The 23,577-nt window shown below is 40.4% G+C and carries 23 protein-coding genes and 2 tRNA genes; 18 read left to right on the top strand and 7 right to left on the bottom strand.

The genetic code is table 11. The features are described from left to right. Positions 1 to 128 precede the first annotated feature (128 nt). From QM629_RS00125 to QM629_RS00085, 9 genes are all read left to right on the top strand, one after another. Entirely contained in the window at positions 129 to 1,097 is a 969-nt protein-coding gene (locus tag QM629_RS00125; RefSeq protein WP_415155934.1) for a PstS family phosphate ABC transporter substrate-binding protein, read from the top strand. A gap of 83 nt (positions 1,098 to 1,180) precedes the next feature. Further along, positions 1,181 to 2,068: a phosphate ABC transporter permease subunit PstC gene (gene pstC, locus QM629_RS00120; RefSeq protein ID WP_415155932.1), complete on the top strand. Its 888-nt coding sequence runs from the start codon at positions 1,181 to 1,183 to the stop codon at positions 2,066 to 2,068. Further along, positions 2,065 to 2,904, top strand: a complete 840-nt coding sequence (gene pstA, locus QM629_RS00115; protein WP_415155930.1) for a phosphate ABC transporter permease PstA — start codon at positions 2,065 to 2,067, stop codon at positions 2,902 to 2,904. The genes pstC and pstA overlap by 4 nt, the downstream gene beginning before the upstream one ends. 20 nt (positions 2,905 to 2,924) lie before the next feature. Then, positions 2,925 to 3,737, top strand: a complete 813-nt coding sequence (locus QM629_RS00110; protein ID WP_415155928.1) for a phosphate ABC transporter ATP-binding protein — start codon at positions 2,925 to 2,927, stop codon at positions 3,735 to 3,737. 280 nt (positions 3,738 to 4,017) lie between these two features. Beyond that, on the top strand, positions 4,018 to 4,350 hold the full coding sequence (locus QM629_RS00105) for an FtsB family cell division protein (RefSeq protein WP_415155926.1): 333 nt from the start codon (positions 4,018 to 4,020) through the stop codon (positions 4,348 to 4,350). 93 nt (positions 4,351 to 4,443) lie between these two features. Next, positions 4,444 to 4,677, top strand: a complete 234-nt coding sequence (locus tag QM629_RS00100) for a hypothetical protein (protein WP_415155924.1) — start codon at positions 4,444 to 4,446, stop codon at positions 4,675 to 4,677. A 57-nt stretch (positions 4,678 to 4,734) separates the two neighbouring features. After that, a complete protein-coding gene (gene nth, locus QM629_RS00095; protein ID WP_415155922.1) occupies positions 4,735 to 5,397 on the top strand; it encodes an endonuclease III in 663 nt (220 codons plus the stop codon). 390 nt (positions 5,398 to 5,787) lie between these two features. Further along, positions 5,788 to 6,861 carry a sensor histidine kinase gene (locus QM629_RS00090; RefSeq protein WP_415155920.1) on the top strand — a complete coding sequence of 358 codons (1,074 nt, stop codon included), beginning with the start codon at positions 5,788 to 5,790 and terminating at the stop codon, positions 6,859 to 6,861. 20 nt (positions 6,862 to 6,881) lie between these two features. After that, complete coding sequence (locus tag QM629_RS00085; protein WP_415155918.1) at positions 6,882 to 7,637, top strand: LytR/AlgR family response regulator transcription factor; 756 nt, start codon at positions 6,882 to 6,884, stop codon at positions 7,635 to 7,637. Here QM629_RS00085 and QM629_RS00080 read toward each other — a convergent pair. Together QM629_RS00080 and ung are read right to left on the bottom strand one after the other, a co-directional pair. After that, positions 7,634 to 8,386 carry an MgtC/SapB family protein gene (locus QM629_RS00080; RefSeq protein WP_415155916.1) on the bottom strand — a complete coding sequence of 251 codons (753 nt, stop codon included), beginning with the start codon at positions 8,384 to 8,386 and terminating at the stop codon, positions 7,634 to 7,636. The genes QM629_RS00085 and QM629_RS00080 overlap by 4 nt on opposite strands. Then, positions 8,370 to 9,041 carry a uracil-DNA glycosylase gene (gene ung / locus QM629_RS00075; protein ID WP_415155914.1) on the bottom strand — a complete coding sequence of 224 codons (672 nt, stop codon included), beginning with the start codon at positions 9,039 to 9,041 and terminating at the stop codon, positions 8,370 to 8,372. The genes QM629_RS00080 and ung overlap by 17 nt, the downstream gene beginning before the upstream one ends. Positions 9,042 to 9,204: 163 nt before the next feature. Between ung and QM629_RS00070 the strand changes: the two genes are divergently transcribed. The 3 genes from QM629_RS00070 (at position 9,205) to QM629_RS00060 (ending at position 9,613) form a co-directional block, all read left to right on the top strand. Continuing rightward, positions 9,205 to 9,278 (top strand) — tRNA-Arg (locus QM629_RS00070). A 34-nt stretch (positions 9,279 to 9,312) separates the two neighbouring features. Beyond that, positions 9,313 to 9,564: a GIY-YIG nuclease family protein gene (locus tag QM629_RS00065; protein WP_415155912.1), complete on the top strand. Its 252-nt coding sequence runs from the start codon at positions 9,313 to 9,315 to the stop codon at positions 9,562 to 9,564. After that, positions 9,550 to 9,613: transfer RNA gene (locus QM629_RS00060), tRNA-Arg, on the top strand. Before QM629_RS00065 ends, QM629_RS00060 begins: the two co-directional genes overlap by 15 nt. A 34-nt stretch (positions 9,614 to 9,647) precedes the next feature. Here QM629_RS00060 and QM629_RS00055 read toward each other — a convergent pair. From QM629_RS00055 to QM629_RS00045, 3 genes are all read right to left on the bottom strand, one after another. Then, positions 9,648 to 10,295, bottom strand: coding sequence for a hypothetical protein (locus QM629_RS00055; protein WP_415155910.1), 648 nt, complete (start codon positions 10,293 to 10,295; stop codon positions 9,648 to 9,650). 193 nt (positions 10,296 to 10,488) lie between these two features. Then, complete coding sequence (locus tag QM629_RS00050) at positions 10,489 to 11,112, bottom strand: response regulator (RefSeq protein WP_415155908.1); 624 nt, start codon at positions 11,110 to 11,112, stop codon at positions 10,489 to 10,491. 45 nt (positions 11,113 to 11,157) lie between these two features. After that, positions 11,158 to 13,131 carry a tetratricopeptide repeat protein gene (locus QM629_RS00045; RefSeq protein WP_415155906.1) on the bottom strand — a complete coding sequence of 658 codons (1,974 nt, stop codon included), beginning with the start codon at positions 13,129 to 13,131 and terminating at the stop codon, positions 11,158 to 11,160. Between the two features lie 223 nt (positions 13,132 to 13,354). Between QM629_RS00045 and thrA the strand changes: the two genes are divergently transcribed. The 4 genes from thrA (at position 13,355) to thrC (ending at position 19,683) form a co-directional block, all read left to right on the top strand. Next, on the top strand, positions 13,355 to 15,817 hold the full coding sequence (gene thrA / locus QM629_RS00040) for a bifunctional aspartate kinase/homoserine dehydrogenase I (RefSeq protein ID WP_415155904.1): 2,463 nt from the start codon (positions 13,355 to 13,357) through the stop codon (positions 15,815 to 15,817). A gap of 60 nt (positions 15,818 to 15,877) precedes the next feature. Next, positions 15,878 to 17,236, top strand: coding sequence for a homoserine kinase (locus QM629_RS00035; protein WP_415155902.1), 1,359 nt, complete (start codon positions 15,878 to 15,880; stop codon positions 17,234 to 17,236). Between the two features lie 136 nt (positions 17,237 to 17,372). Further along, entirely contained in the window at positions 17,373 to 17,810 is a 438-nt protein-coding gene (gene tnpA / locus QM629_RS00030) for an IS200/IS605 family transposase (protein WP_415155900.1), read from the top strand. Positions 17,811 to 18,312: 502 nt separating this feature from the next. Continuing rightward, entirely contained in the window at positions 18,313 to 19,683 is a 1,371-nt protein-coding gene (gene thrC / locus QM629_RS00025) for a threonine synthase (RefSeq protein ID WP_415155898.1), read from the top strand. A gap of 3 nt (positions 19,684 to 19,686) precedes the next feature. On the opposite strand, the gene corA is transcribed toward thrC, so the two are convergent. Further along, positions 19,687 to 20,787: a magnesium/cobalt transporter CorA gene (corA, locus tag QM629_RS00020; protein WP_415155896.1), complete on the bottom strand. Its 1,101-nt coding sequence runs from the start codon at positions 20,785 to 20,787 to the stop codon at positions 19,687 to 19,689. Positions 20,788 to 21,183: 396 nt separating this feature from the next. Here corA and QM629_RS00015 point away from each other — a divergent pair, with 396 nt between their 5' ends. Together QM629_RS00015 and QM629_RS00010 are read left to right on the top strand one after the other, a co-directional pair. Further along, complete coding sequence (locus tag QM629_RS00015) at positions 21,184 to 21,810, top strand: ribonuclease HII (RefSeq protein ID WP_415155894.1); 627 nt, start codon at positions 21,184 to 21,186, stop codon at positions 21,808 to 21,810. Positions 21,811 to 21,842: 32 nt separating this feature from the next. Continuing rightward, positions 21,843 to 22,166 carry a septal ring lytic transglycosylase RlpA family protein gene (locus QM629_RS00010; protein WP_415155892.1) on the top strand — a complete coding sequence of 108 codons (324 nt, stop codon included), beginning with the start codon at positions 21,843 to 21,845 and terminating at the stop codon, positions 22,164 to 22,166. 171 nt (positions 22,167 to 22,337) lie between these two features. On the opposite strand, the gene QM629_RS00005 is transcribed toward QM629_RS00010, so the two are convergent. Further along, complete coding sequence (locus tag QM629_RS00005) at positions 22,338 to 23,024, bottom strand: cell division ATP-binding protein FtsE (protein ID WP_415155890.1); 687 nt, start codon at positions 23,022 to 23,024, stop codon at positions 22,338 to 22,340. Positions 23,025 to 23,577 lie beyond the last annotated feature (553 nt).

Here is a 23,577-nt window from a genome sequence, read left to right as displayed (position 1 = left end):
CTGCAAAAAAAGCCTTAGCGGCAAATACATTAAATCTGGAACACCTGGAAAAATTAGTTTTTAAAATGTTGAACCAATAAAATATGTACATCCAGGTTTAATTCCTGCGAATCATATTGAATAAAATCATGTTTAAACAAATATCCGCCACAATTCTTACATCTTCTTTATTGATCACCGGTTGTTCAGGAGGTTCTTCTGAAAAAGAAAAAAGTGCATACGCTTCCGGCGCTCCTGTTTCCATTTCTTTTTCAGGAGCATTTGCCCTGTACCCGCTTGTGCAAACCTGGGTTACTGAATATAATAAAATACATCCCGAAATACGGTTTGATGTACAGGCCGGTGGCGCAGGAAAAGGTTTAACCGACTGTCTTGCCGGCGCTGTTGACGTAGGTATGTTTTCAAGGGAGCTGACAGATGCAGAAAAAGCAAAAGGTGTTTGGTCATTATCGCTTTGTAAAGATGCGGTATTGCCCACTATGAATACCAAAAACCCTTTCTATAACGACTTGCAGGCCCGGGGCGTGAAGAAGGAAGAGTTTAATGCCATTTTTGTTAGCGACAGCATTAAAACCTGGCAGCAATTGCTTGGCAAAGGCACAGGCTCCGATAAAATAAATGTTTATACGAGGGCCGATGCGGCCGGCGCTGCTGATTCATGGGCGGCATTTTTTGGAAAGAAACAGGAAAACCTGAAAGGCATTGGTGTATCAGGCGACCCCGGTGTGGCCGATGCCGTAAGAAAAGACCCAAAAAGTATTGGGTTTAATAACACGCTGTTTGTATTCGATCAAAAAACAGGCAGTAAACTGCCCGGCATTGACGTGGTGCCCATTGATGTAAATGGCAATGGCAAGATTGATGGTGACGAAAATTTTTACGGTAACCTTAATACATTTCTGCAGGCCGTGAATGATGGCAAGTTTCCTTCGCCTCCTGCAAGAAATTTATATTTTCTTACCAAAGGCAAAACAGAGAAAAAAGAATTGCTTGATTTCTTTAAATGGGTTTTAACCGACGGTCAACAATTTGTGCATACCGCTGGTTATGTGCCTTTGCCTGAAAACGTTTTGAGCGAAGATCTTACGAAACTTTAACCAGACTAAAAGCTTTTATGTTTTGCGCTATTCATAAGAGCCCGGGCCTGGTTATTATTGAATTTAATTTTAAAACCGCCGCAATGTTATTAACGAGGAAATTAACAGACAGCATATCGTCTAAATGGATGGTAGCCTGTCTTTCATTTTGTCTTCTGCTGCCATTGGCTATCGGTACGGGGCTTGTGTTTAAGTCAGCACCTTTATTAAGCACGCATACCTTAAGCGAGCTCATATTTTCAGAAGACTGGTTTCCCTCAGATAACAGGTTTGGTTTCTGGTCTTTTATTGTGTCATCTGTGTGGGTTACCATATTGTCGTTGATCATATCTGTTCCCCTTTGCCTTTTATCAGCAATTTATCTTACACAGTATGCGCCTACATGGTTTTTAAAGTTTATGCGCCCTGTTATTGATATTCTGGCAGGCATTCCATCTGTTGTATATGGCGTTTGGGGATTGCTGGTAGTGGTGCCATTGGTTGGAGATAAAATAGCGCCTTTTTTTGGCAAAGAATCCCTTGGCTATAGCATGCTTGCAGGCGCCATTGTGCTTGCTGTAATGAGCATTCCATATATACTGAATATGCTGCTGGAAGTGTTCAGGCAAATACCGGTTGAGCTTGGCGAAGCCTCTTTATCGCTTGGCGCCACAAAATGGGAAACCATCAAGCATAGTTTTTTGCGCAAGGGCTCATCCGGCATTGTTTCGGCTTTTGGCCTGGGTTTTTCCAAGGCGCTGGGTGAAACCATTGCTGTGCTTATGGTAATTGGTAATGTGGTTCAAATACCAAGGTCCATATTTGATTCAGGTTATACCCTGCCTGGTCTGATAGCCAATAATTACGGGGAAATGATGAGCATTCCTTCTTATGATTCAGCATTAATGTTTGGTGCATTGCTGCTGTTTGTTATCATTATTATCATCAATGTTATTTTTCGTTACCTCATTTATAAATCTGAAGCATTATGATGACGTTCAGAAGAAAATACGAGGAGAAATTTTTTCAGGGGTTATCATTCCTGTTCACGGCTATCATATTATTTGTGCTTGTACAAATAATATGGACGATCGTTAAAAAAGGCTTTCCCTCGCTTTCCTGGCAAATCATAAGCCAGGAGCCAAAAGGCGGTTTTTATTTCGGCAAGGAAGGGGGTATATTAAATGCTATCGCCGGTTCGTTTTATCTCGCAGTTTGTTCCACCGTGCTTGCTTTTGTTATAAGCCTTCCCGTTGCGCTTTTTATGAATATTTATTTAACGAGGTATAAGCGGTTGCTTACAGGTATCCGTTTTTTTCTTGATGTGCTTTGGGGGGTTCCGTCAATTGTATATGGGGCATTTGGGTTTACATTATTGATGTATCTCGGGTATAAAAATTCGTTGGGCGCCGGCATTGTAACAGTGGCTGCCATGATAACACCCATTATGATCCGGGCCATGGATGAAGTGGTTAAAACCATTCCGATTGGCCTGCAGGAAGCTTCTTATGCACTTGGCTCCACAAAAACAGAAACAGCCTATAAGGTTTTTTTCAGGGAGGCATTGCCTGGTTTTGCCACAGCCATATTGCTGGCCTTTGGCCGCGGCATTGGCGATGCTGCTTCTGTTTTATTCACTGCCGGCTATACAGATTATGTGCCCCACGGCTTCAGTGAGCCAACGGCAACGCTGCCGCTCGCCATATTTTTCCAGCTAAGCTCTCCCATTGAAGAAGTGCAAAGCCGGGCGTATGCCGCTGCTGTTATTCTCACTTTCATCATACTTGTTTTAAGCATATCAGCGAGATTGTTTAAGCCCAAAAAATAATTATCACCATAAAGCATTATATGTTAACAGAAATTGAAACCATGAAAGAAAAGAACGTAAATGCCAGGATCGTCCCTGGCAGCGTTCCTGTAGTGGAAATAAATAAGCTGAATGTGTACAGTAAGGGACATCATATTCTTAAAAATGTTTCAACAATAATCCCGAAAAATAAAATAACCGTTTTGTTAGGGCCATCCGGTTGCGGCAAAACCACGCTGCTAAAATGCCTTAACCGCCTGACCGATCTTTATCCTGACCTGAAATTAAATGGCAGCATCCGCATAGATGGCGAAAATATTTTTGATTCCCGGAAAGATATAACGGCCATGCGCCAGAAAATGGGGTTGCTGCTGCAGCGCCCCTATCCCTTGCCCATGAGCATTTATGATAACATTGCTTATGGGCTTAAACTAAAGGGCATCCGCAATAAAAAGGTCATTGGCGCCAGGGTGGAAAAACATTTAAGGGAAGTGGCTTTATGGGATGAAGTGAAAGACAGGCTTAAAACGTCTGCACAGCGCTTATCAATCGGGCAGCAGCAGCGTTTATGTTTGGCAAGAGGCCTTGCCGTGGAACCTGAAATTATTCTGGCTGATGAGCCTTCTTCAGCGCTTGATCCTATTTCTTCAAAAGTGATTGATGAAGAATTTTTAAGGCTTAGATTTGATTATACAATTATATTGGTTACACATAGCCTGCGCCAGGCAAAGCGGCTGGCCGATAATGTGATCTTTATGTATTATGGTGAAATAATTGAAAGTGGCAGTGCGGAACAGGTATTTGAAAACCCTCAATCTGAAATATTGAAGGAATACCTGCGCGTTGGCCATTAATCTTTGTTGGTGGTAAACGTTTGAATAAAACGAAAAGCCGCTCTTGTCTAAGAGGGGCTTTTTTAGTATAGTGTTAAGTTAACCAGAGTTGTGAGTGATGCGTATTTAAAGACAGAAATAATAATCAATGTTCCCCCCTTCTACACAGTTAGCAGCAATGTTTGCGTTTCTTAAATATTTTATGCATTAATCTGCTTCGTCAAAATAATTATTAACATATTCCCACGTTAGTATTAATCGTTGGCAGAAGTTGTAATTTTATTCTGTCAATGATTTTTTTATGGCTACATCAAGAAATACAATCAGGCTTTTCAGAAATAAATATATTATCGCTTTAACAGCATTTGCCGTCCTGATGCTGTTTATAGACCATAACGATATTTTTCAGCAGTTAGAACGCCGCAGGCAGCTAAACGATCTGCTTGCCAGTAAAGCATTTTATGAGAAAAAAATAGAGCAAACCAAAAAGAACCTTGCCGACCTTCAGAACAATGCGGCAGCGCTTGAAAAATATGCCAGGGAAAAATATTATTTAAAAAGAGATAATGAAGACCTGTTTGTTATACCGGCCATAGAAAATTCACAAAAAAATACTAAAATGAACAATAATTAAAAGACTGCTGCCGTTTAAACTTTAATCTACAACAGGAGCCACCCATATGAAACTGATTAATTAATTCGTTCACCAAAAACAAAAATTTGAGCTATGCCAAATTTTACACCTGAAGATCTGTTATTATACGAATCCGGGGAATTAGATGAAATGCGTCATAATGCCATTACCAATGAGTTAAAAACAAATTGGGCGCTGCGGGAAAAGTTTAATGTGCTTATAGAAGCCGTGAAACGTATTGATGGCATGAAACTGCAATCGCCGGGAAAACAATCGCTGGAAAACATAATGCGTTATGCTTTGCATAAAACGGTTAATGTGCAATAATTAATAATTTCCTGAAAAACTGTTCGTGGCTAATTTTGCGGTAGGAACAGTTTTTTTATGACCCGTAAAGAGCGTTTTCAATTTTGCATTCATTATTTCGGGGAGCATTTTCCCATTGCCGAAACGGAGCTGGAATACAAAAACCCTTACCAGTTGCTGGTGGCCGTAATACTTTCTGCCCAGTGCACCGATAAACGGGTGAACCTTACAACGCCTGCCATCTTTCAAAAATACCCGTCTGCCAAAGAACTGTCTGTGGCCAGTGTGGAAGAACTGTTCCCATACATAAAAAGCATTTCTTATCCTAATAATAAAACGAAACATTTAATAGGCATGGCGCAAATGCTTATGCATGATTTTGGCGGCGAAGTGCCTATGATGGTTGAAGAACTGGTAAAGCTGCCCGGCGTGGGCCGCAAAACAGCCAATGTAATTACTTCTGTTGTGGATAAGCAGCCTAACATGGCGGTTGATACGCATGTGTTTCGCGTAGCCGCAAGAATTGGTTTAACGGTAAATGCCAAAACGCCCTTGGCTGCCGAAAAGCAGTTGGTTGCCTTCATTCCAAAAGAGCTTATTCATAAAGCGCACCACTGGCTTATTTTACATGGAAGGTATGTGTGCGTAGCAAGAAACCCCAAATGCAGAGAATGTGGCTTAAAGCCGGCCTGCAGGTATTATAATACAGTAATTAAAAAAAATCTGGCGGAAAAGACCTGAAGTTTATCTGCATATCTGCAATACATTCAGCCAACTGTTTTCTTCAGCCTGGTATTTGGTTCAGTAATAAGCTTTTGAATCTATCATCATCTTAGGATCATAACTTTTCAGGGATGGCGATTTAAAAAGTACAGGTGGTAAAAACCACCCGTAGTTGTCTAAAATGAGAAAAAAATTTTAAATCCTTATGCCCAAACCTATAATGCCTCTGCCGGTAAGTTTTCTTAAACATTACCAAAGCGTGATTTTTTTTTACCGAAACCTGCGTTTAGCAGGCTTAAGTTGTCTTACAAAGGAAAAGCGCTTTATTTTTTAAATATCACCGTTTGCAACTATTAACTTTTTAATTACGTTATCTTAAATAAATATTACGTTAGGAATTACCTAAAAATGGCATCTGCTGCTTCCATATTATTTTCTGCAAAGCCACCAACTTCTGTAAAGAAAGATCGGGCCGTAAAGCTTATAGCCGTACCGGTGCTGGCTGTGGCAATTGCAAACATTACTCAAATAATAACCAATAACCTGTACAGCTTTTTACAGTTATCGTTCATTTATACTTATTTTATTGCCCTTGGCTGGCTTATATGGGAAGGTAATATACGGTTGCTTATATTTTTAAAAAACAACCTCTGGCTGCCATACAGGGAATATTACAAAACCGTTCTTGCTTTATATGGCTTTATTATTTTATATACCAGCTTTATTGCAACAGGCGGGCTCTTCTTGTGGCTTAATTTTTCAAAAGAGGATAGCACATCTTATGCAAAAATTTGTGTCCCGGTTATTGTTATAGTTATCACTGCTTTGTTTATCACCAATCTGTATGAAATGTTCTACCTTAAAGAGCAGCAGCAGGATATGGAGAAAAGAGCTGAACAATTAAACATAGCCAAAACGCATGCTGAATTGGTTGCATTAAAGAACCAGATAGATCCGCATTTTCTTTTTAACTCGCTTAATACACTGTCATATCTTATTTCGTCAGATCCTTTGAATGCACGTTTATATAATGATACGCTTGCTAAAGTTTACCGCTATATACTGGTAAGCCGGGAAAAAAATCTTGTGCCGGCAGCGGATGAATTAGAATTTTTAAGCAACTTCTTTTATTTGCTCAGGATAAGGTTTGGCAAGGCTATAAACATGATAATTGAAATTAAAAGCCTGACCACCGAAAAATCTTTTCTTCCGCCCATTTCGTTACAGATACTGCTGGAAAATGCCATAAAGCATAATGAAGCCAGTTCTGCAAACCCGCTTTCCATAAGTGTAACACTGTTCTCAAATAATATAGTAATAAGAAACAGGATAATTAAAAAAACGTATGCCCAGCCTTCAACCGGCACGGGCTTGCATAACCTGGATAACAGGTATAAGCTTTTAACGGGCAGGAATATAATTGTATATAAAAACAATGATTATTTCACCGTTAAGCTGCCGTTTATAAACCCGCAGATATGATTATGCCAAAATAAAAAAACATGAAAGTTTTTATAGCAGAAGACGAATTGCCGGCGCTCGAAAATTTAAAAATGTGCCTGAATAATATTGACAACAACATTGAGGTGGCAGGCACAGCAGGCAGCATTGCACAAAGCCTCAACTGGCTGGATAATAATGCTGTGCCCGATTTAATATTGATGGATATTCACCTCTCGGATGGATTGTCTTTTCATGTGCTTAAGGAAGATCATGTAAACTGCCCCGTGATTTTTACAACAGCTTACGACAGGTATATGACAGAAGCTTTTGAATATAACTGCATTGATTACTTATTAAAACCGGTAGATGCCGGCCGGCTTTCCGTAGCATTGAATAAGTACAAAAATCTGAGGCAGCATTTTATTAATAATCATGCTTTTATTATTGATTATTTGCAAAACAGTAAAAAAAGCAAATCAAGGATCATTGTAAAAAAAGGAACTGAATTTTTAAGCCTTAAACCGGATGACATAGTTTACTTTTTTACGGAGCATAAACTTGTTTTCGCAGTAGATAAAGACAACCGTAAATTTTTATGCACAACCAGTTCGCTGGCTGATGTGGAAGATATGCTCGATGAAACAAAATTTTTCAGGGCAAACAGGAAGTATATTGTAAACGCAGATCACATCACCAAATTTAAAAGCATTGAAAAAAGCAAAATAAATGTGGAAGTGGTTTTGCCTTTGAACGAAGAAATTATTGTAAGCCAGGAAAACGCAGCAGCTTTCAAAAAATGGATAAGCGGCGCTTAAATACCAGCCGGTTTAAACTCAACTTCATGAATCCCGTTTGTATTGTTTAGTGATTCCACACAGCTGAGCAATGTTTTATTAGACATACTTTTATTTACTCTTATTTCAACTGCATATATGTTGTCTTCTTTTAAGTTGGAAAACTTAAGATGATTGTATGCAATATTATTTGTGCTCAGTATATCCTCAAGTTGCGATAACGAAATGTTTTTCCGGTTAAGCTTTAACTGAATTTCGGTTTGCCTTCTTTCAACTATCAGTTTCTTTTTATAAGGTTTGATAATAACAAGTATAATTAAAACCAAAACAGTTGCTGCACCTGCTGCAAAATAAAGGCCGCCACCCACGGCAAGCCCGATACCGGCCACTGTCCATAAGCCTGCTGCAGTAGTAAGGCCTTTTACTACTTCATGCTTTAAAAACAAAATAGTGCCGGCGCCTAAAAACCCAATGCCGCTAACAACCTGCGCTGCCACCCTTGATGGGTCTAAAGCAATATGCCCCTCCATTTGAACGCCTGCAAAACCATAAGCTGAAACAATCATTATAAGTGCAGAACCTAAACATACAAGCATGTGTGTGCGCAGGCCTGCAGCCCACTCATAACGCTGCCTGTCAATGCCCACAGCGCCACCCATAATTGCAGCGAGAAATAAACGTAAGGTAACTTCCTGCCAGGTAATCATACCTGCAAAAATATCTTTTTTGCCGGCAAAAATGAGCACATGTAGATTATAATGCCCAGTCAATTGGCTGTTGTTTTTGCTTAACAAGAAATTCATTTGTTTTACTGAAATGCCTGCAGCCAAAAAAGCCTTTATCGGCGCTGTAAGGGGAAGGATGCGCTGCCTTTAAAACATAATGCTTGCTTTGGTCAATCAGTTCCTGCTTCTGGTGTGCAAATGAGCCCCACAGCAAAAACACGATGCCTTCTTTTTCATCAGACAGTTTTTTAATCACAGCATCTGTAAACTGGTGCCAGCCGATTTTTGCATGCGAATTGGGCTCGCCTGCCCGAACAGTTAAGGCAGCATTCAGCAACATAACACCCTGCTCAGCCCAGGGCGTTAAATCGCCGGTGGTTGGTGTTGGCACACCAGCATCATCGTGCAATTCTTTAAAAATATTGATGAGTGAGGGCGGTGGCCGTACGCCTTTGGGAACAGAAAAAGACAAACCCATCGCCTGGCCTTTGCCATGATAAGGGTCCTGGCCCAGTAACAGCACTTTGAGTTCATTAAACGGTGTTTTATCAAACGCATTAAAGATAAGGCTGCCGGGTGGGTAAATAACCTTACTCTGCGCTTTTTCGGTTTTGAGAAAAGCAACAATATTTTCAAAGTAAGATTTGGAGAATTCGGCGTGTAAAATTTTCTTCCAGCTTTCTTCAATTTTAACATCCATACTTAATGTGTTAGGTTTGGATGCAAACTAATTAAAAATTACTTTTGCGGCGTTTATTCCGAAGGTCCGGTAGCTCAGCTGAATAGAGCATCCCGATTCTGATCGGGAGGGTCGCAGGTTTAAATCCTGATTGAATTAAAAAGTTCTTTAATAAAATTTATACGGTCCGGTAGCTCAGCTGAATAGAGCAACAGCCTTCTAAGCTGTGGGTCACAGGTTTGAATCCTGTCCGGATCACATTACGCCTCTTTCGCAAGAGGCTTTTTAATTTATGCCTGCATACTGCTACATATTATTTAGCGCTAAACTCAATAAATACTATATCGGTTCTACAACTGATATTGAGAGAAGGCTCGCTGAACACAATCGCGGCAAAGAAAAATTTACCAGAACAGGCATACCGTGGATTTTAGTCTATAAAGAAGAATTTTCCGAAGTAAAGCAGGCAAGGCAAAGAGAACTTTTCATCAAAAAAATGAAAAGCAGTCTGTTTATTAAAAAACTTATTAGCTCAGTTGAATAGAGCATCCCGATTCTAATCGGGAGGGTCACAGGTTTAAATCCTGTCCGGATCACATTACGCCTCTTGCACGAGAGGCTTTTTATTTAAAGTCTCACCGCCACGTTTATACCGGCTTCAAACATAGAAGGCTGGCCGTTTTGGGCATTATCAGCGCTTCCTATCCACCTGTCTGAGCTGCCCCAGTTGGCAATACCTACATGCATATTTGGAGTCATTGTAATTTTACTGAGGTTAAAATCAATACCTATAAAGCCCTGCAGGCCATAAATTTTGTTGCTGAAACCTTCATCCCCGGAGCCCGTTTGCAGCGAAATAAAATGTGGCCCCAGGCCTATGAGTGGTGTAATGGAAGTGCTTTCTTTGCCTAATACATAACCAGCTTTTACTAAACCATTAATACCAAGCGACCAGCCTTTGTTTTCATTCTTGGTAGTAGGGCCGGATAGAGTGCTCCTGGTTTTTAATCCAAAGCCGCCGGTAAGTTCTGCATCGGCATCGAGCACAAACCCGCCCTTGTTTATTATTGATTTTTTCTCTACACCCAGCCTTATGAGAGGTTGTGAAAAACTTTGATCAGCATAAGAATCGCTGCCGCTGTTGTAGTTGTATAAATCAAGTTTATACGATCCATAACCAAGGCCGAGGCTGCCATACCAGCCTTTTCTTGCTGTTTGGGAAAATACAAGTACAGGCATAAGAATCACAGCAAATAGCATTATTTTCTTTTTCATAAAATTATTTTGAGGTTTTACAATACCTCAAAACTATACAGCATCATAGCCATGCACAATAGAACAAAAGTTACATTCTTTAAGAAAAATATTTTCCTGGGTTTACATAAAATAAAATTTCCCGCGAAGCCTGCGATGCTATATTCATCTGAATAAATTTTAAATAATTTTCAATAGATAAAAACAGGCGAAATCAGGCATTGCGGCCAAATACTTTATTAAGCGCTTCTGTGCGGTTTTGCACATGTAGTTTTTCGTAAATGTTGTGTATATGCTGTTTTACGGTGCCGGTACTGATGAAGAGCTTTTCAGCTATTTCTTTATATAAATATCCTTTGGATAATAGAGTAAGCACATCCATTTCGCGGTTTGACAATTGATTATTTTCAACAGGCTTTTGAAAAGATGCCACCACTTTTCTTGCTATGGAAAGGCTCATCGGAGAGCCGCCTTCATATAATTCATGCAAAGCTGCAATAATTTTATCAGGCGCTGTATTTTTAAGCAGGTAACCATTGGCGCCGGCCGCTAATGCTTCAAATACCTGGTTGCTGTCTTCGTAAACGGTAAACACCATAAACTGCATCGCAACACTTTTTGCCTTCAATTTTTTTATGCAATCTATGCCGGTACTTTGAGGCAAAGCAATATCCATAATAACAATATCCGGCGCATCTGCAGGAAGGCCTTTAAAAGCATCTTCAGCATTATCATATACAGAAATGCATTTAAAGCCCGGTGTTTGATTTACCAGGAAACGCATGCCTTCGCGTATATCTGAAATATCTTCCACAATACTTATTGCAATAAAATTCATAACACAAAGTTCTTTTACAACGCAACAGAATTATTATAACAAAAGTTATAAAGGCATTGGTGCGGTTAATATAACGGTTGTTCCGTGGTTGTTTATAATTTCAATACTGCCGTTTAGCAGTTGCATGCGTTGCCGCATATTTTTAACCCCGTTGCCGAATCTAATATTGGTATTGCTGAAACCTTTACCGTTATCGCTTATTATAACATGCAGCAATTCGTCTGCTTCAATAGTTATCGTAACTTTTGTGGCGCCGGCGTGCTTAATAATATTATGCACCGCTTCTTTACCGGCGAGATAAATATTGCGCCTGAATTCCTGGCTTACGGTCTTTGGCGGTAAAAAATCAGTAACAGCAAACGAATAAGCAATGCCGGCATTATCCAATGTTTCGGCAATTTGCTTGCGCATGTAAGCTACGAGGTTTTCAAGTGTATCCTGGTCAAAGTTCATTGTCCAGATAATCTCATTCATCTTCTGTACAAGGTCCTGCGAAAGGTTTTTAAGTTTAGAAGTAATGGTTTCCTGTCCCTGTACAGAGCGGCTTAAAAACAGCATAGACGTTAACCCGGAACTGATATCGTCGTGCATTTCCTGGCTTATGCGCCTGCGTTCCTGCAACTGGCCTTCTATTAAAGATTTAAGGCGTATATTTTCCTGCAGTGTCTGCATCGCCTGCATTTCATTTTTGTTCAACTGCTGTTTTTGCCGGTAGTACCTGAAGCCTGCCAGCAGTAACAATAACATGAATACAATTCCCGCAACAGATGCCAGTAATAATGTGCGTTGTTTTGCGGCCTGCCTGTCCTTTTGTTCCAGCAACAGGTTTTGTTTTAATATCTGCGATTGCTTTTTTTCAATTTCATATTTAGATTCCATTACCTTGATATCTTTCAGCAGGCCTGCATTTGCTATAGCTGTGTTGAGGGAATCATACCTGTTTCTGAATTGATCGGAAGCTTTAATGTCGCCTGTTGCTATCTTAATATCCGATAACAATAGCAGCAGTTTTTTTTGGGTTTCGTTTTGCTCATATTGTTGTGCAAACAATAATGCGGTTTCTGCCTTGCTTAATGCTTCGGGGTATTTTTTATAGAGGTAAAAACTATAGGCAATGCCATGCAAAACAAGCGATTTGCCATAAACATCATCCAGCGAATCTGTAAGCGGCAATGCCTCTGAAAAAGCTTTCATTGCCTTTGCCGGCATATATATTTTATTAAAAAGGTCGCCCATATTTATAAGGGCGGTTTCCATCGTATTTATATCGTTGAGCTTATTGCCCGCAGCATAAGCTTTTTGCAGGTAGGCAATGGCTTTTTCCGGTTCATCAAGGTCTTTTAATGCATTGGCCATATTGTTATAAGCTGAAGCCATCGTATAAGTATCATTTGTTTTTCCGGCAGCAGTTAATTCCTTGACGGCATAGGCATACGCCTCGCTGTATTGGCCAAGGTCAAGATAAACTCCGCACAGGTTTCCATAAATAAAAGAAAGCATCTGGTTGTCACCGGTTTCTTCCAGCAAATGCAGGTTTTTTAAATAATGGTTAGCGGCAGCTTCATAATCCTGCTTGTATTGATAAACAACGCCAATGTTTACCAGCGATTTTATATAGAGGTCTTTCAACCCGTATTGCCTGCATAATGCTGCTGCCTGTTGATGCAGGCGCAGCGATTCGTCAAACTTGCCCTGCACATTCAGGATGGCAGTGTAGTTATTTATGTAACGAACAATGCCCGCAGGATAATTAATTTTTGTGCTTATTTCTTTAGCCTGGTTATAAAAAAATATGGCAGAGTCAGGAATATTATTTTCATATTGCTGGCCTAATAAAATAAGATGAAGCACTTTGGAAGTATCATCGGGCAAAACTGCTGTAATACGGTGAAGGCTGTCTTTGTTTAATCCCGGATTATACTGCGCTGTCGTTTTTTGTAAGATGGATATAGTGCTTACTGCGGTTAATACCAGCGCTTTAAGAAGCCAGTTGTTGTAAAAATTTATGGTCTTTCGCATTAAATTGATGCAGTAAGTGTAAAAATTCATTGCTGTTCAAATATACTTATAAGTAGAGTGTATAGTTTAGATGCGCTAGGTTGAAGAAGTGGCTTAACCTGAAAACTAACATTCATAAGTATTTAAAAATATTTGCCTGATATAATTGTTTTTTAGTTAGCCAAAGCCATTAGTTTAATGTTTCTTTGCAATCCCAAAAAATTGACAAAGTAAATTTCACAGGATGAAAGTTTTAAAATTTGGCGGCTCATCGGTTGCAAATGCAGAGAATATACAAAAGGTTGCCGCCATTGTTATGGCAAATACGGAGCAGCAGGTGGTGGTAGTGAGCGCTTTGGGCGGTGTTACAGATGCATTGATTAAAGCCGGCACGCTGGCAGAGCAAACAAATGAAACGTATAAAGAAGTTTTGAAAGAGCTCGAAAAGAAACACCTGGATACTGCCCGCGCTTTGTTGCCGGTAACGCACCAAAGCAGTTGCCTCAGCATGATCAAGCAGCAATTTAATGAACTGGAAGAAATTTGTAACAGCGTTTTTTATTTGAAAGAATTGTCGTTGCGCACAAAAGACCGCATCATTAGTTTTGGCGAATGGCTGTCATCAAAAATCATTACGGCCTTTTTACAATCCAGGCATGTTGATGTAGAATGGCTCGATTCCCGCAAGCTTATTAAAACCAACAGCCATTTTGGTTTTGCCGCGGTAAACTTTGAAACCACCAACCAGCTTATTACAACCACTATTGAGGCTGTAGATAAAAATATTTTTTTAGCGCCGGGTTTTATTTCCAGCGACAACAACAATAATACAACTACATTAGGCCGCGGCGGCAGCGATTACACGGCGGCCATTTACGCTTCCGCATTAAATGCAGATTCTCTTGAGATATGGACGGATGTAAGTGGTATGATGACCGCCGATCCGCGCTGGGTGCCTAACGCAAAACCCATTGAACGCATTTCTTACCAGGAAGCGATGGAGCTGTCACATTTTGGGGCAAAGGTGGTTTACCCGCCCACCATTCAGCCGGTGCGTCAAAAAAATATTCCCACCTGGGTTAAAAACACATTTGCTCCCAACGATGCAGGTACAGTGATTGACAGCACGGTTAAACATGATGGCGATATTGTTACCGGCATCTCAAGCATTAACGCTATAGCCCTGTTAAGTTTGGAAGGCAGCGGCATGATTGGCATACCAGGCTTTTCAAAACGCCTGTTCGAAGCCCTGGCAAACGCTAATATCAATGTGGTATTGATAACGCAAAGCTCATCAGAACATTCTATTTGTGTGGCCGTAAATACAAGTGACGCGGTTAACGCCAAAGAGGTTGTTGATAAAACTTTCGAAATAGAAATTGCACAGGCTAAAGTTGAACCCTTAAAAGTTGAAACAGAGCATTCGGTTATTGCGCTCGTTGGCGATAAAATGAAAAGCCACCCTGGCATAAGCGGCCGTATGTTTGATGCTTTGGGAAGAAATGGCATTAATGTAAGGGCGATTGCACAAGGCTCATCAGAAAGAAATATATCGGCTGTAATTACACACGCCGATATAAAGAAAGCGGTAAACGTTTTGCATGAAGCCTTCTTTGAAAATGTATATAAGCAACTCAACATTTTTATTATCGGTGTTGGAAATGTTGGCGGCAAATTGTTGGGCCAGATATTACAGCAGCAAACATTTTTGCAGGAGCATTTAAACCTGCAGGTGCGTGTAACAGGCATTGCCAACAGTAAGAAAATGTTGTTTGCAGATAATGGCTACGACATCAATTTAAAACAATGGAAAGAAGCGTTGAAAGAGCAGGGCGAGCCTATGCAGTTGACTAAATTTGCTGAGACCATTATTCAGAAAAACCTCCGCAACTCCGTTTTGGTTGATGTAACGGCCAATGAAGAAGTTGCAAAAGTATATGAGCAGCTTTTGTCAAAAGCCGTTTCAGTTGTTGCCTGCAACAAGATTGCAGCTTCTGCACCATATTCACATTACATCGAATTAAAATCGCTCGCAAAGGAATACAATGCGCTGTTCCTGTTTGAAACCAATGTGGGCGCAGGTTTGCCGGTTATCGGCACATTGAATGATTTAAGAAGAAGCGGCGATGTGGTAACCAGAATACAAGCTGTGTTATCCGGCACTTTAAATTTTGTATTCAATAATTATGATGCCACAAGGCCGTTTGCAGAAGTAGTAAAACAGGCGCAGGATGAAGGTTATACAGAGCCCGATCCAAGGCTTGACCTGGGCGGAACAGATGTAATGCGCAAGATATTAATCCTTGCACGGGAAGCCGGCGAGCAGCTTGAAATGGAAGATATCACCAATAACGGTTTTTTACCGGAAGAATGTTTTGAAGGAAATGTGGATGATTTTTATAAGTCGCTGTTGAAATATGAAGATCATTTCAAAAATTTATACAATAAAGCGGCTGCTGAAAACTGCAAGCTCAAATTTGTAGCAGAGTTTACCAATACCCCTTCAGGCAATAAGGATGCCAATGTGGGCTTAAAGCATATCCCTGCTGATTCAGATTTTTATCATTTGTATGGCAAAGACAATATCGTTTTGTTTTACACACAACGTTATCCTGAACAACCGCTGGTTGTAAAAGGCGCCGGCGCCGGTGCTGATGTAACCGCGAGCGGTGTATTTGCTGATATAATAAGGGTGGCGAGGGTATAGGCAAAGCCCCAACCCTGAAGGGAGTTATTCAATCATTACAACGATATTTATCTTTGATCAATGAAATCAGTTCTTTCAGAGAGATTTTTTTTCTCCCCTTCAAGGGATGGGGGCTTAGGCATGCACTATGGCGCTCATCCTTTAATATTCAAAAAAGCGGAAGAACTGAGAAACAGGATGACCCACGCAGAAGAATTATTATGGAATTATTTAAAAATAAATGAGTGGAACTTAAAGTTCAGAAGACAGCATCCGCTCTCAATTTACGTTGCAGATTTTTATTGCCATAAATTAAAGCTGATTATTGAGGTTGACGGCGAAATACATAACAATGAAGATGTAAAACGGCATGACATTGAACGTGAAACTAATCTTAAGGACTTAGGCTTAAAAATTATACGATTTAAAAATGATGAAGTAATTACCAAATTGGAAACAGTGCTCGAAAAAATTAAAAATGAAATTAGCGATCTGCAAAACTCCCCTTCAGGGGCCGGGGGCTTGGGGACTGCGGCTGTACTTTCACCTGCTACTGTCGCCAACATCGTTTGCGGTTTTGATATTCTCGGTTTTGCGTTGGATTGTCCTTGTGATGAACTTATTGTAGAAATAAGCAATGAGCCGGGCGTCCACATCATCAACAACGATGATTTCGATTTGCCCACCGAAGCGGAGAAAAATGTAAGCGGCGCCGCATTGCTTGCATTGCTGGAAGAAGCTACAGATATAAAAGGGTTGAAATTAACCAGCAAAAAAACGATCATGCCGGGCAGTGGTATTGGTTCCAGCGCAGCAAGCGCCGCCGGCGTTGTAGTTGCTGCCAATCATTTATTAGGCAACCGTTTTACAAAACAGGATTTGGTGCGTTTTGCCATGAACGGCGAAAAGGTGGCCTGCGGTGTAAAACATGCAGATAATATTGCGCCCTGCATTTATGGCGGCGTTACATTGATACGTTCTGTTTTTCCTTTGGACATTATCAGCATTGATGCGCCGCCATTGCATGTAACCGTTGTGCACCCGCAGATAGAAGTGCGCACTTCAGATGCAAGACAAATTTTAAAGCAGCAGGTTTTATTAAAAGATGCTATTAAACAATGGGGCAATATTGCCGGGCTTGTGGCAGGCTTCATCAAGCATGACTATGATTTGATCGGCCGTTCGCTGGAAGATTTTATTATTGAACCTGTGCGCAGCATATTGATCCCCGGATTTGATGATATTAAAAAGGCAAGCAGGGAAGCAGGCGCTTTGGGCGGCGGCATATCGGGTTCCGGGCCTTCTATCTTTATGCTCAGCAAAGATGCTCAAACAGCCTGTGCTGTTGAAGCTGCCATGAAAAGCATTTATGATAAAATGGGCGTTGCCTATCATACGCATGTAACCACCATTAATAAAGAAGGCGTGAAGATTGCCTGAATTCCCGCTTTACGGGACAGGCAGGATTTGTATGATTAAAATATTAAGGGGAATTGCATTAACCCAGGACTTTAGTCTTGGGATTAGGAAAGCTAAAACAAAATTGGCTTTAGCCAAAGTTCTTTAAATCAATTCTATGTCTTATATCAAAATCTGGATACATGCTGTTTGGGCAACCAAGAATAGAGTGCCTGTTTTGAAACCGGGTGTTTTAAGCGAGGTATGCACACATATCCATTCCAATGCTAAGGATAAAGGAATTTATATTGACAGAATTAATGGTTATGATGAGCATATTCATTCTTTAATGCTTCTAAAAAGTGATAATAGCATTTCAAAGCAAATGCAGTTATTAAAAGGGGAAAGTGCTTTTTGGATTAACAGAGCTGATTTGTTAAAAGAGAAGCTGGAATGGGCAGACAAATATTTTGCAACTTCAGTTAGTGAAAGCAGGGTTGATGCAGTGAGAGCATATATAGATAACCAGCAGGAACATCATAAAAAGCAAACTTTCATGGATGAATACAAACACTTTATAGAAAGTTTGGGATATGCTGAGGCAGACTTTGGCTAAAGCCAATCACTATACGGGCTGCGAGCTCCCAAGTCTAAAGCCTTGGGTTAAGTTTAAAGTCTATAAAAACCAGCAGGAACATCATAAAAAGCAAACTTTCATGGATGAGTATAAACACTTCATTGAAAGTTTAGGATATACTGAAGCAGACTTTGGCTAAAGCCGGTTTCTGTTCAGGCTGCAAGTTCCCAGGGCTGAAGCCCTGGGTTAAGTTTAAAGTCTATAAAAACCAACGAGAGCATTATAAAAAACAAACTTTCATGAAAAAAGTACAAATACTTTATAGAGAGTTTGGGATATAATGAAGCAGACTTGGCTAAAGTCTTGGGTTAGATGATTGAAAATGCATTACAGGTTATTTTAATAAAAAAAAATTGATTAATGCTTTTTAATATGGTTGATTAGAACGATGATTTATTTAACCAAAGACTTTAGTCTTGGGACATAAGAAAGCATATAAGAACTGGCTTTAGCCAAAGTGCAATAAAAAATATTAACCAGCATGAAATATAAGGTTCTCAAAAATAATTTAGCGACGTACAATACTCCCCTTCAGGGGTTGGGGGCTCCGGGGGCATGGGCTTCGTTTGAAGAAGCCGCCGTTAAAGGCCAGGCGCCTGGAAAAGGATTATATTTTCCCGAATCAATTCCAACATTGTCTAAAGATTTTATTGGCAATATAAAGTCGTATTCAAAAGAAGAAATTGGTTTCGCTGTCATGAAGCCTTTTGTTGGCGGAAGTATTCCTGATGATGTGTTGCAGCATATTGTAAACGAAACCATCAGCTTTGATTTTCCATTGGTGAAAGTGAGCGATAACATTTATTCACTGGAACTGTTTCACGGCCCTACGCTGGCCTTTAAAGATGTGGGCGCAAGGTTCATGAGCCGCTGCCTCGGGTATTTCAACCGTAATAAAGACCAAAAAACAACCGTGCTGGTGGCAACATCCGGCGATACAGGCGGTGCTGTTGCCAATGGTTTTCTTGGCGTTGAAGGTGTTGATGTGATCATATTATATCCTTCAAAAAAAGTTAGCCCTGTACAGGAATTGCAGTTAACCACACTATGCGAAAATATTACAGCCATTGAAGTAACCGGCAGCTTTGACGATTGCCAAAGCATGGTAAAACAGGCTTTCGCAGATGCAGACCTTGCTGCTAAGTATTCGCTTACATCAGCCAATTCTATTAACGTGGCAAGATGGCTGCCGCAACAGTTATATTATTTCTATGCTTACCAGCAATGGGATCAGGATGAACCGCCCATCATCAGCGTGCCCAGCGGTAATTTTGGCAACATTTGTGCGGGCATACTGGCGCATATTTCAGGCTTGCCGGTTAAACATTTTATTGCTGCCTGCAATGCCAATGATGTGGTGCCGCGTTTCCTGGAAACAGGCAACTATCAGCCAAAAGAATCCATAGCAACCATTTCAAACGCAATGGATGTGGGCAATCCAAGCAACTTTATCCGCATTCTTGAATTGTTCCACCAGGAAACAGAAAGTTTAAAATCAATGCTCAGCAGTGTAAGCATTGATGATATAACTACCGAAGAAACCATTAAAAATGTATTTGAAAAATGTAATTATATCTTAGACCCGCATGGCGCTGTAGCCTATTATGCCCTGGATGAATACACGAAATGGGATAACAATGCTTTTGATGACAGTAATGTGCCACCGCCTCCGGGCATATTCCTCGAAACGGCGCATCCCGTAAAATTCCCGGATGTGGTTGAAGCTGTTATCAATAAAAAAATTGAAGTGCCGGACAGCGTTGAATACCTGCTTAGCCGGGAAAAGCAAAGCCTTGAAATGCAGCCTTCTTTTGATATGTTTAAGGAATGGATGATGAGTAAAAATATATAATCCTCAGCGCTTAAACCATCCGCGTTTTTTAAACGCGTAGATCATAAACACAGGTATTAAAAGCATTAAGGCAACCGCTGCAAAAAAGCCATATTTGTTATGCAGGTAAGGTATGCTCTCAAAATTCATCCCGAATATGCCGCCTATAACTGTTGCAGGCGCCATTAAACAGGTTACAATCGCCATAACTTTCATTACTTCATTTAAGCGCAGGTTCACTTTGTTTAAATACAGGTCCTGCATGCTCATCATCATATCACGATAGGTTTCCACAAGATCATTTGCCTGCACAATGTGGTCATATACATCCTTAAAATATTTGGTTGTTCTTTCATTCAGTAAATCGCTGTCGCTGCGCAGAAAACCATTGATTACTTCACGTGCAGGGCCAACATTGCGTTTCAGAAGGATCATTTCTTTGCGCAAACCATTTATCATGGCGAGCGAACGTGTATCGCCACGGCGTATGATTTCTTCTTCCAGTATCTCAATACGCTCGCCTAATAATTCAAGCACGGTATAATAGTTATCAACAATTATATCAATCAGTGAATAGCACAAATAATCAGCGCCGGCCAGTCTTAACTTGCTGGTATTTATTTTCAGTTTTTCCCTTACAGGATTAAATACATCACGGTTGGCCTCTTCCTGGAAACTGAGCACAAAATCTTTTCCCAGCACAATGCTTACCTGCTCTGTTTCTATGCAATTGGATGCAGTATTATAATAAAGCATATTCATTAAACAGAACAATATATTATCCAGATCATCCATTTTGGCACGTTGCCCAACACTCAATATATCTTCAACCAGTAAAGGATGAACATCATATTCCTTACAGATAATTTCAACATCGTTCTTTTTTAAACCATCCACATTTATCCAGGTTACCCGGTCATTATCCTTAAACTTATCACAGCCATATACAGAATTGTATTCATGGTGGTCAATTGCTTTGGCATTATAATCGAACACTTCAACCTTTATTGTTTCAGGTTCTTCCCGCGCAGTTTCGAGAGAAGGGTTAAAGCGTAACACTGCATGCGAAGGCTTTGCTTTAAACACAGGTATTATTTTCTGGAGATAATCTTTGGTAAACGACATGCTGCTTGCTTATAAAAATGAAATTACAGAATTTAAGAAGCTGCTGAGTTATTTGGTTAAGATTGATTATGAATAACGGTCAGACGCTTCAGGAAACCGCTTAATCCATTTTTATCACTTGAAAAGCGTCAGACCGGTAGCTGATGGTTAACATAGTAATTATTTAGGAAAATGTATTCAGCATTAAGTGAAGTACAAAGTAAACCATAGTATTTTCATTTTCGATGAAAAACCTTTGTCCCGCTTTTGTCCTTGTCTGTGCTAAAAAACTATGTACCTATGTGGTTTATTTCAAAAGTGTAAACAGATTCCTCATAAAATTTATTAACAGCCGTTGATAAATCCATTCTTACAAAACGGAATGCAGTACTTTGCTTTCAAAATTTGCAAACAGCCGTGTTAAAGCCTTATTTCAGAAAAAAGCATATTGAAGCCGGGTGCGATGAAGCGGGCCGTGGCTGTTTTGCAGGCCCTGTTTGTGCTGCTGCTGTTATCCTGCCAAAAAATTTTTATCACCCTGTATTAAACGACAGTAAGCAACTAACACCAGGCCAGCGCGATACCTTGCGTATGTACATAGAAGAAAAAGCGCTGTATTATGCCGTAGCAATGATTAATAACGATGAAATTGATTCCATTAATATTTTAAAAGCTTCATTTAAAGCCATGCACCTTGCACTGGAGCAATTACCGGTTGAGCCGGCATTGATACTGGTTGATGGCAACCGTTTTACGCCCTGGCGCAACATACAACATCAATGTATAATAAAGGGCGATGGCATGTATGCGAGCATTGCTGCAGCAAGTATTCTTGCCAAAACATACCGCGATGAATATATGCAGCAACTGCATAATGAATTTCCGCACTATAACTGGGCCCAGAACAAAGGTTATGGCACGATTGAACATCGCCGCGCTATAGAAATGCATGGCCTGTGCAGGTATCACCGCAAAAGCTTTAATATACTCTCAGCCCAGTTGGAATTTAATTATGAAATCCAGGAAGACATGAATTATCAATGAATAAAATCCTTCTTTTATCCTGTTTAACATGTTTGATTTTTTCATCCTGCGGCAAATACATAACTGAAACCGGTAAAGCTTCTTATTACGCTGATAAATTTGTGCGCAGGCCAATGGCCAACGGCAAAAAATTCAGCCAGCATAAATTAACTGCAGCGCATAAAACATTACCGTTGGGAACCAGGGTTAAGGTTGTAAACCTTACCAATCATCAAAGCGTGAAAGTGCGCATTACCGACCGCGGCCCGTTTGTGCAGGGGAGGATTATTGACCTCAGTAAAAAAGCTGCACGAAGAATTGATATGGTTGATGCAGGCGTTGTAGCGGTTGAAATAAAGTATAAAAAGAAGAAATAGTACTTTTTAATAAGTTCACGCGTTCACAGGTTGGTTCGCTGCAAAAGCTGCCACCCGCAAAACAATCTGTTTACAAGTAAACCCGTAAACTTTAAACCTTATACATTCACAACTTTAAACAGAGAAAACAATAACTCGTGAACAAGTGAAGCTGTAAACGCTCAAACTTCTTTACACTTCCGCCACTGCACTGTCAAACACTTTACTGCGTTCGGTTTTAAGCATGCGGGACGGGTATTTACTTATCACCATAAAATCGTGTGTGGCCATGATGATAGAAGTGCCGTAATCTTTACAAATGCTCACCAGCAACTGCATAATTTCATCACTGGTTTCGGGGTCGAGGTTGCCGGTAGGCTCATCGGCCAGGATAAGCTTAGGAGAGTTAAGCAAGGCCCTTGCTATATCCACACGCTGCTGTTCGCCGCCGCTCAGTTCAAACGTCATTTTAAAGCCCTTGCTTTTAAGGCCCACCTTGTCGAGCACATCGGCAATTTTTTCGTCAATCAGTTTCTCGTCTTTCCAGCCTGTCGCCTTTAAAACAAAGCGCAGGTTTTCATTCACATTCCTGTCGGTAAGCAACTGGAAATCCTGGAAAACAACACCCAGGTTACGGCGCAGAAAAGGCACTTTCTTCCAGTTCATTTCTCTCAGGTTATAACCTGCCACCGTAGCGTCGCCTTCTTTAAGCGGCAGTTCGCCATACAGTGTTTTTAAAAGGCTGCTTTTGCCGGTGCCGGTTTTGCCCACGAGGTAAACAAACTCACCGCGCTCAATCGTAAAATTCACATCGCTTAAAATAAGGTTATCTCCCTGGTATATATTAGCATCTTTTACAGTAACTACAGGCTCAAACATGAAATATCAGTTTTAAAGGTTGTACCTAATACAGGTGGCAAAAGTAAAAATAAAATGGCAAGTAGTGCTGAGTTAATCGTGAGGGGGACATTCCAAATTGTCGCGTAAAAAAAACTTTGACACAGTTTGGAGAAATAAGCATTGCAAACACCCATCCCTTCAGTAAAGGGAAAAATGGTTTTCAGATTAGCCCCTTGGTGCAGGAAAAAATAGTCTATGCAGGGCAGATGGATTGTTACGAAAATTGCAGCGAGGTATTGGAAAAACTTAGCGGAGTGAAGGCAGGTGCAACCCAAATTTACAGGTTGACTGATGTATATGGGAAAGGTATAGAAGATACAAGTAAACGCAGAGCGCACATTAAGCCCTTTAAAGCCAGATGAGGAGCTTTATGCCCAGGCTAACGCATATTGCAATAACAAGAAACGGAACAAAAATTAGTTTCAGTTGAGAGTATAAAATAGATTGTGTAAACGGATTTAAGTAACTGCATTTAAAGCCGGCATCTGTTTTCAAAGATAGTTAAGAATTGATGGAGAATGAACCCCCAATT

It is taken from the genome of Parafilimonas sp., from assembly GCF_047606085.1.
Classification (GTDB): Bacteria; Bacteroidota; Bacteroidia; order Chitinophagales; family Chitinophagaceae; genus Parafilimonas.
This window is presented reverse-complemented; position numbering and strand designations above follow the sequence as displayed.

Excerpts from the sequence above, each read along its gene's own strand:
- pstC (WP_415155932.1), top strand. The coding sequence starts at position 1,181 with ATGTTATTAACGAGGAAATTAACAGACAGCATATCGTCTAAATGGATG.
- QM629_RS00045 (WP_415155906.1), bottom strand. The coding sequence starts at position 13,131 with ATGCGAAAGACCATAAATTTTTACAACAACTGGCTTCTTAAAGCGCTG.
- QM629_RS00065 (WP_415155912.1), top strand. The coding sequence starts at position 9,313 with ATGCCTGCATACTGCTACATATTATTTAGCGCTAAACTCAATAAATAC.
- QM629_RS00090 (WP_415155920.1), top strand. The coding sequence starts at position 5,788 with ATGGCATCTGCTGCTTCCATATTATTTTCTGCAAAGCCACCAACTTCT.
- QM629_RS00085 (WP_415155918.1), top strand. The coding sequence starts at position 6,882 with ATGAAAGTTTTTATAGCAGAAGACGAATTGCCGGCGCTCGAAAATTTA.
- thrA (WP_415155904.1), top strand. The coding sequence starts at position 13,355 with ATGAAAGTTTTAAAATTTGGCGGCTCATCGGTTGCAAATGCAGAGAAT.
- QM629_RS00110 (WP_415155928.1), top strand. The coding sequence starts at position 2,925 with ATGTTAACAGAAATTGAAACCATGAAAGAAAAGAACGTAAATGCCAGG.
- QM629_RS00105 (WP_415155926.1), top strand. The coding sequence starts at position 4,018 with ATGGCTACATCAAGAAATACAATCAGGCTTTTCAGAAATAAATATATT.
- ung (WP_415155914.1), bottom strand. The coding sequence starts at position 9,041 with ATGGATGTTAAAATTGAAGAAAGCTGGAAGAAAATTTTACACGCCGAA.
- QM629_RS00055 (WP_415155910.1), bottom strand. The coding sequence starts at position 10,295 with ATGAAAAAGAAAATAATGCTATTTGCTGTGATTCTTATGCCTGTACTT.
- tnpA (WP_415155900.1), top strand. The coding sequence starts at position 17,373 with ATGTCTTATATCAAAATCTGGATACATGCTGTTTGGGCAACCAAGAAT.
- QM629_RS00100 (WP_415155924.1), top strand. The coding sequence starts at position 4,444 with ATGCCAAATTTTACACCTGAAGATCTGTTATTATACGAATCCGGGGAA.
- thrC (WP_415155898.1), top strand. The coding sequence starts at position 18,313 with ATGAAATATAAGGTTCTCAAAAATAATTTAGCGACGTACAATACTCCC.
- QM629_RS00035 (WP_415155902.1), top strand. The coding sequence starts at position 15,878 with ATGAAATCAGTTCTTTCAGAGAGATTTTTTTTCTCCCCTTCAAGGGAT.
- corA (WP_415155896.1), bottom strand. The coding sequence starts at position 20,787 with ATGTCGTTTACCAAAGATTATCTCCAGAAAATAATACCTGTGTTTAAA.
- pstA (WP_415155930.1), top strand. The coding sequence starts at position 2,065 with ATGATGACGTTCAGAAGAAAATACGAGGAGAAATTTTTTCAGGGGTTA.
- QM629_RS00005 (WP_415155890.1), bottom strand. The coding sequence starts at position 23,024 with ATGTTTGAGCCTGTAGTTACTGTAAAAGATGCTAATATATACCAGGGA.
- QM629_RS00050 (WP_415155908.1), bottom strand. The coding sequence starts at position 11,112 with ATGAATTTTATTGCAATAAGTATTGTGGAAGATATTTCAGATATACGC.
- nth (WP_415155922.1), top strand. The coding sequence starts at position 4,735 with ATGACCCGTAAAGAGCGTTTTCAATTTTGCATTCATTATTTCGGGGAG.
- QM629_RS00125 (WP_415155934.1), top strand. The coding sequence starts at position 129 with ATGTTTAAACAAATATCCGCCACAATTCTTACATCTTCTTTATTGATC.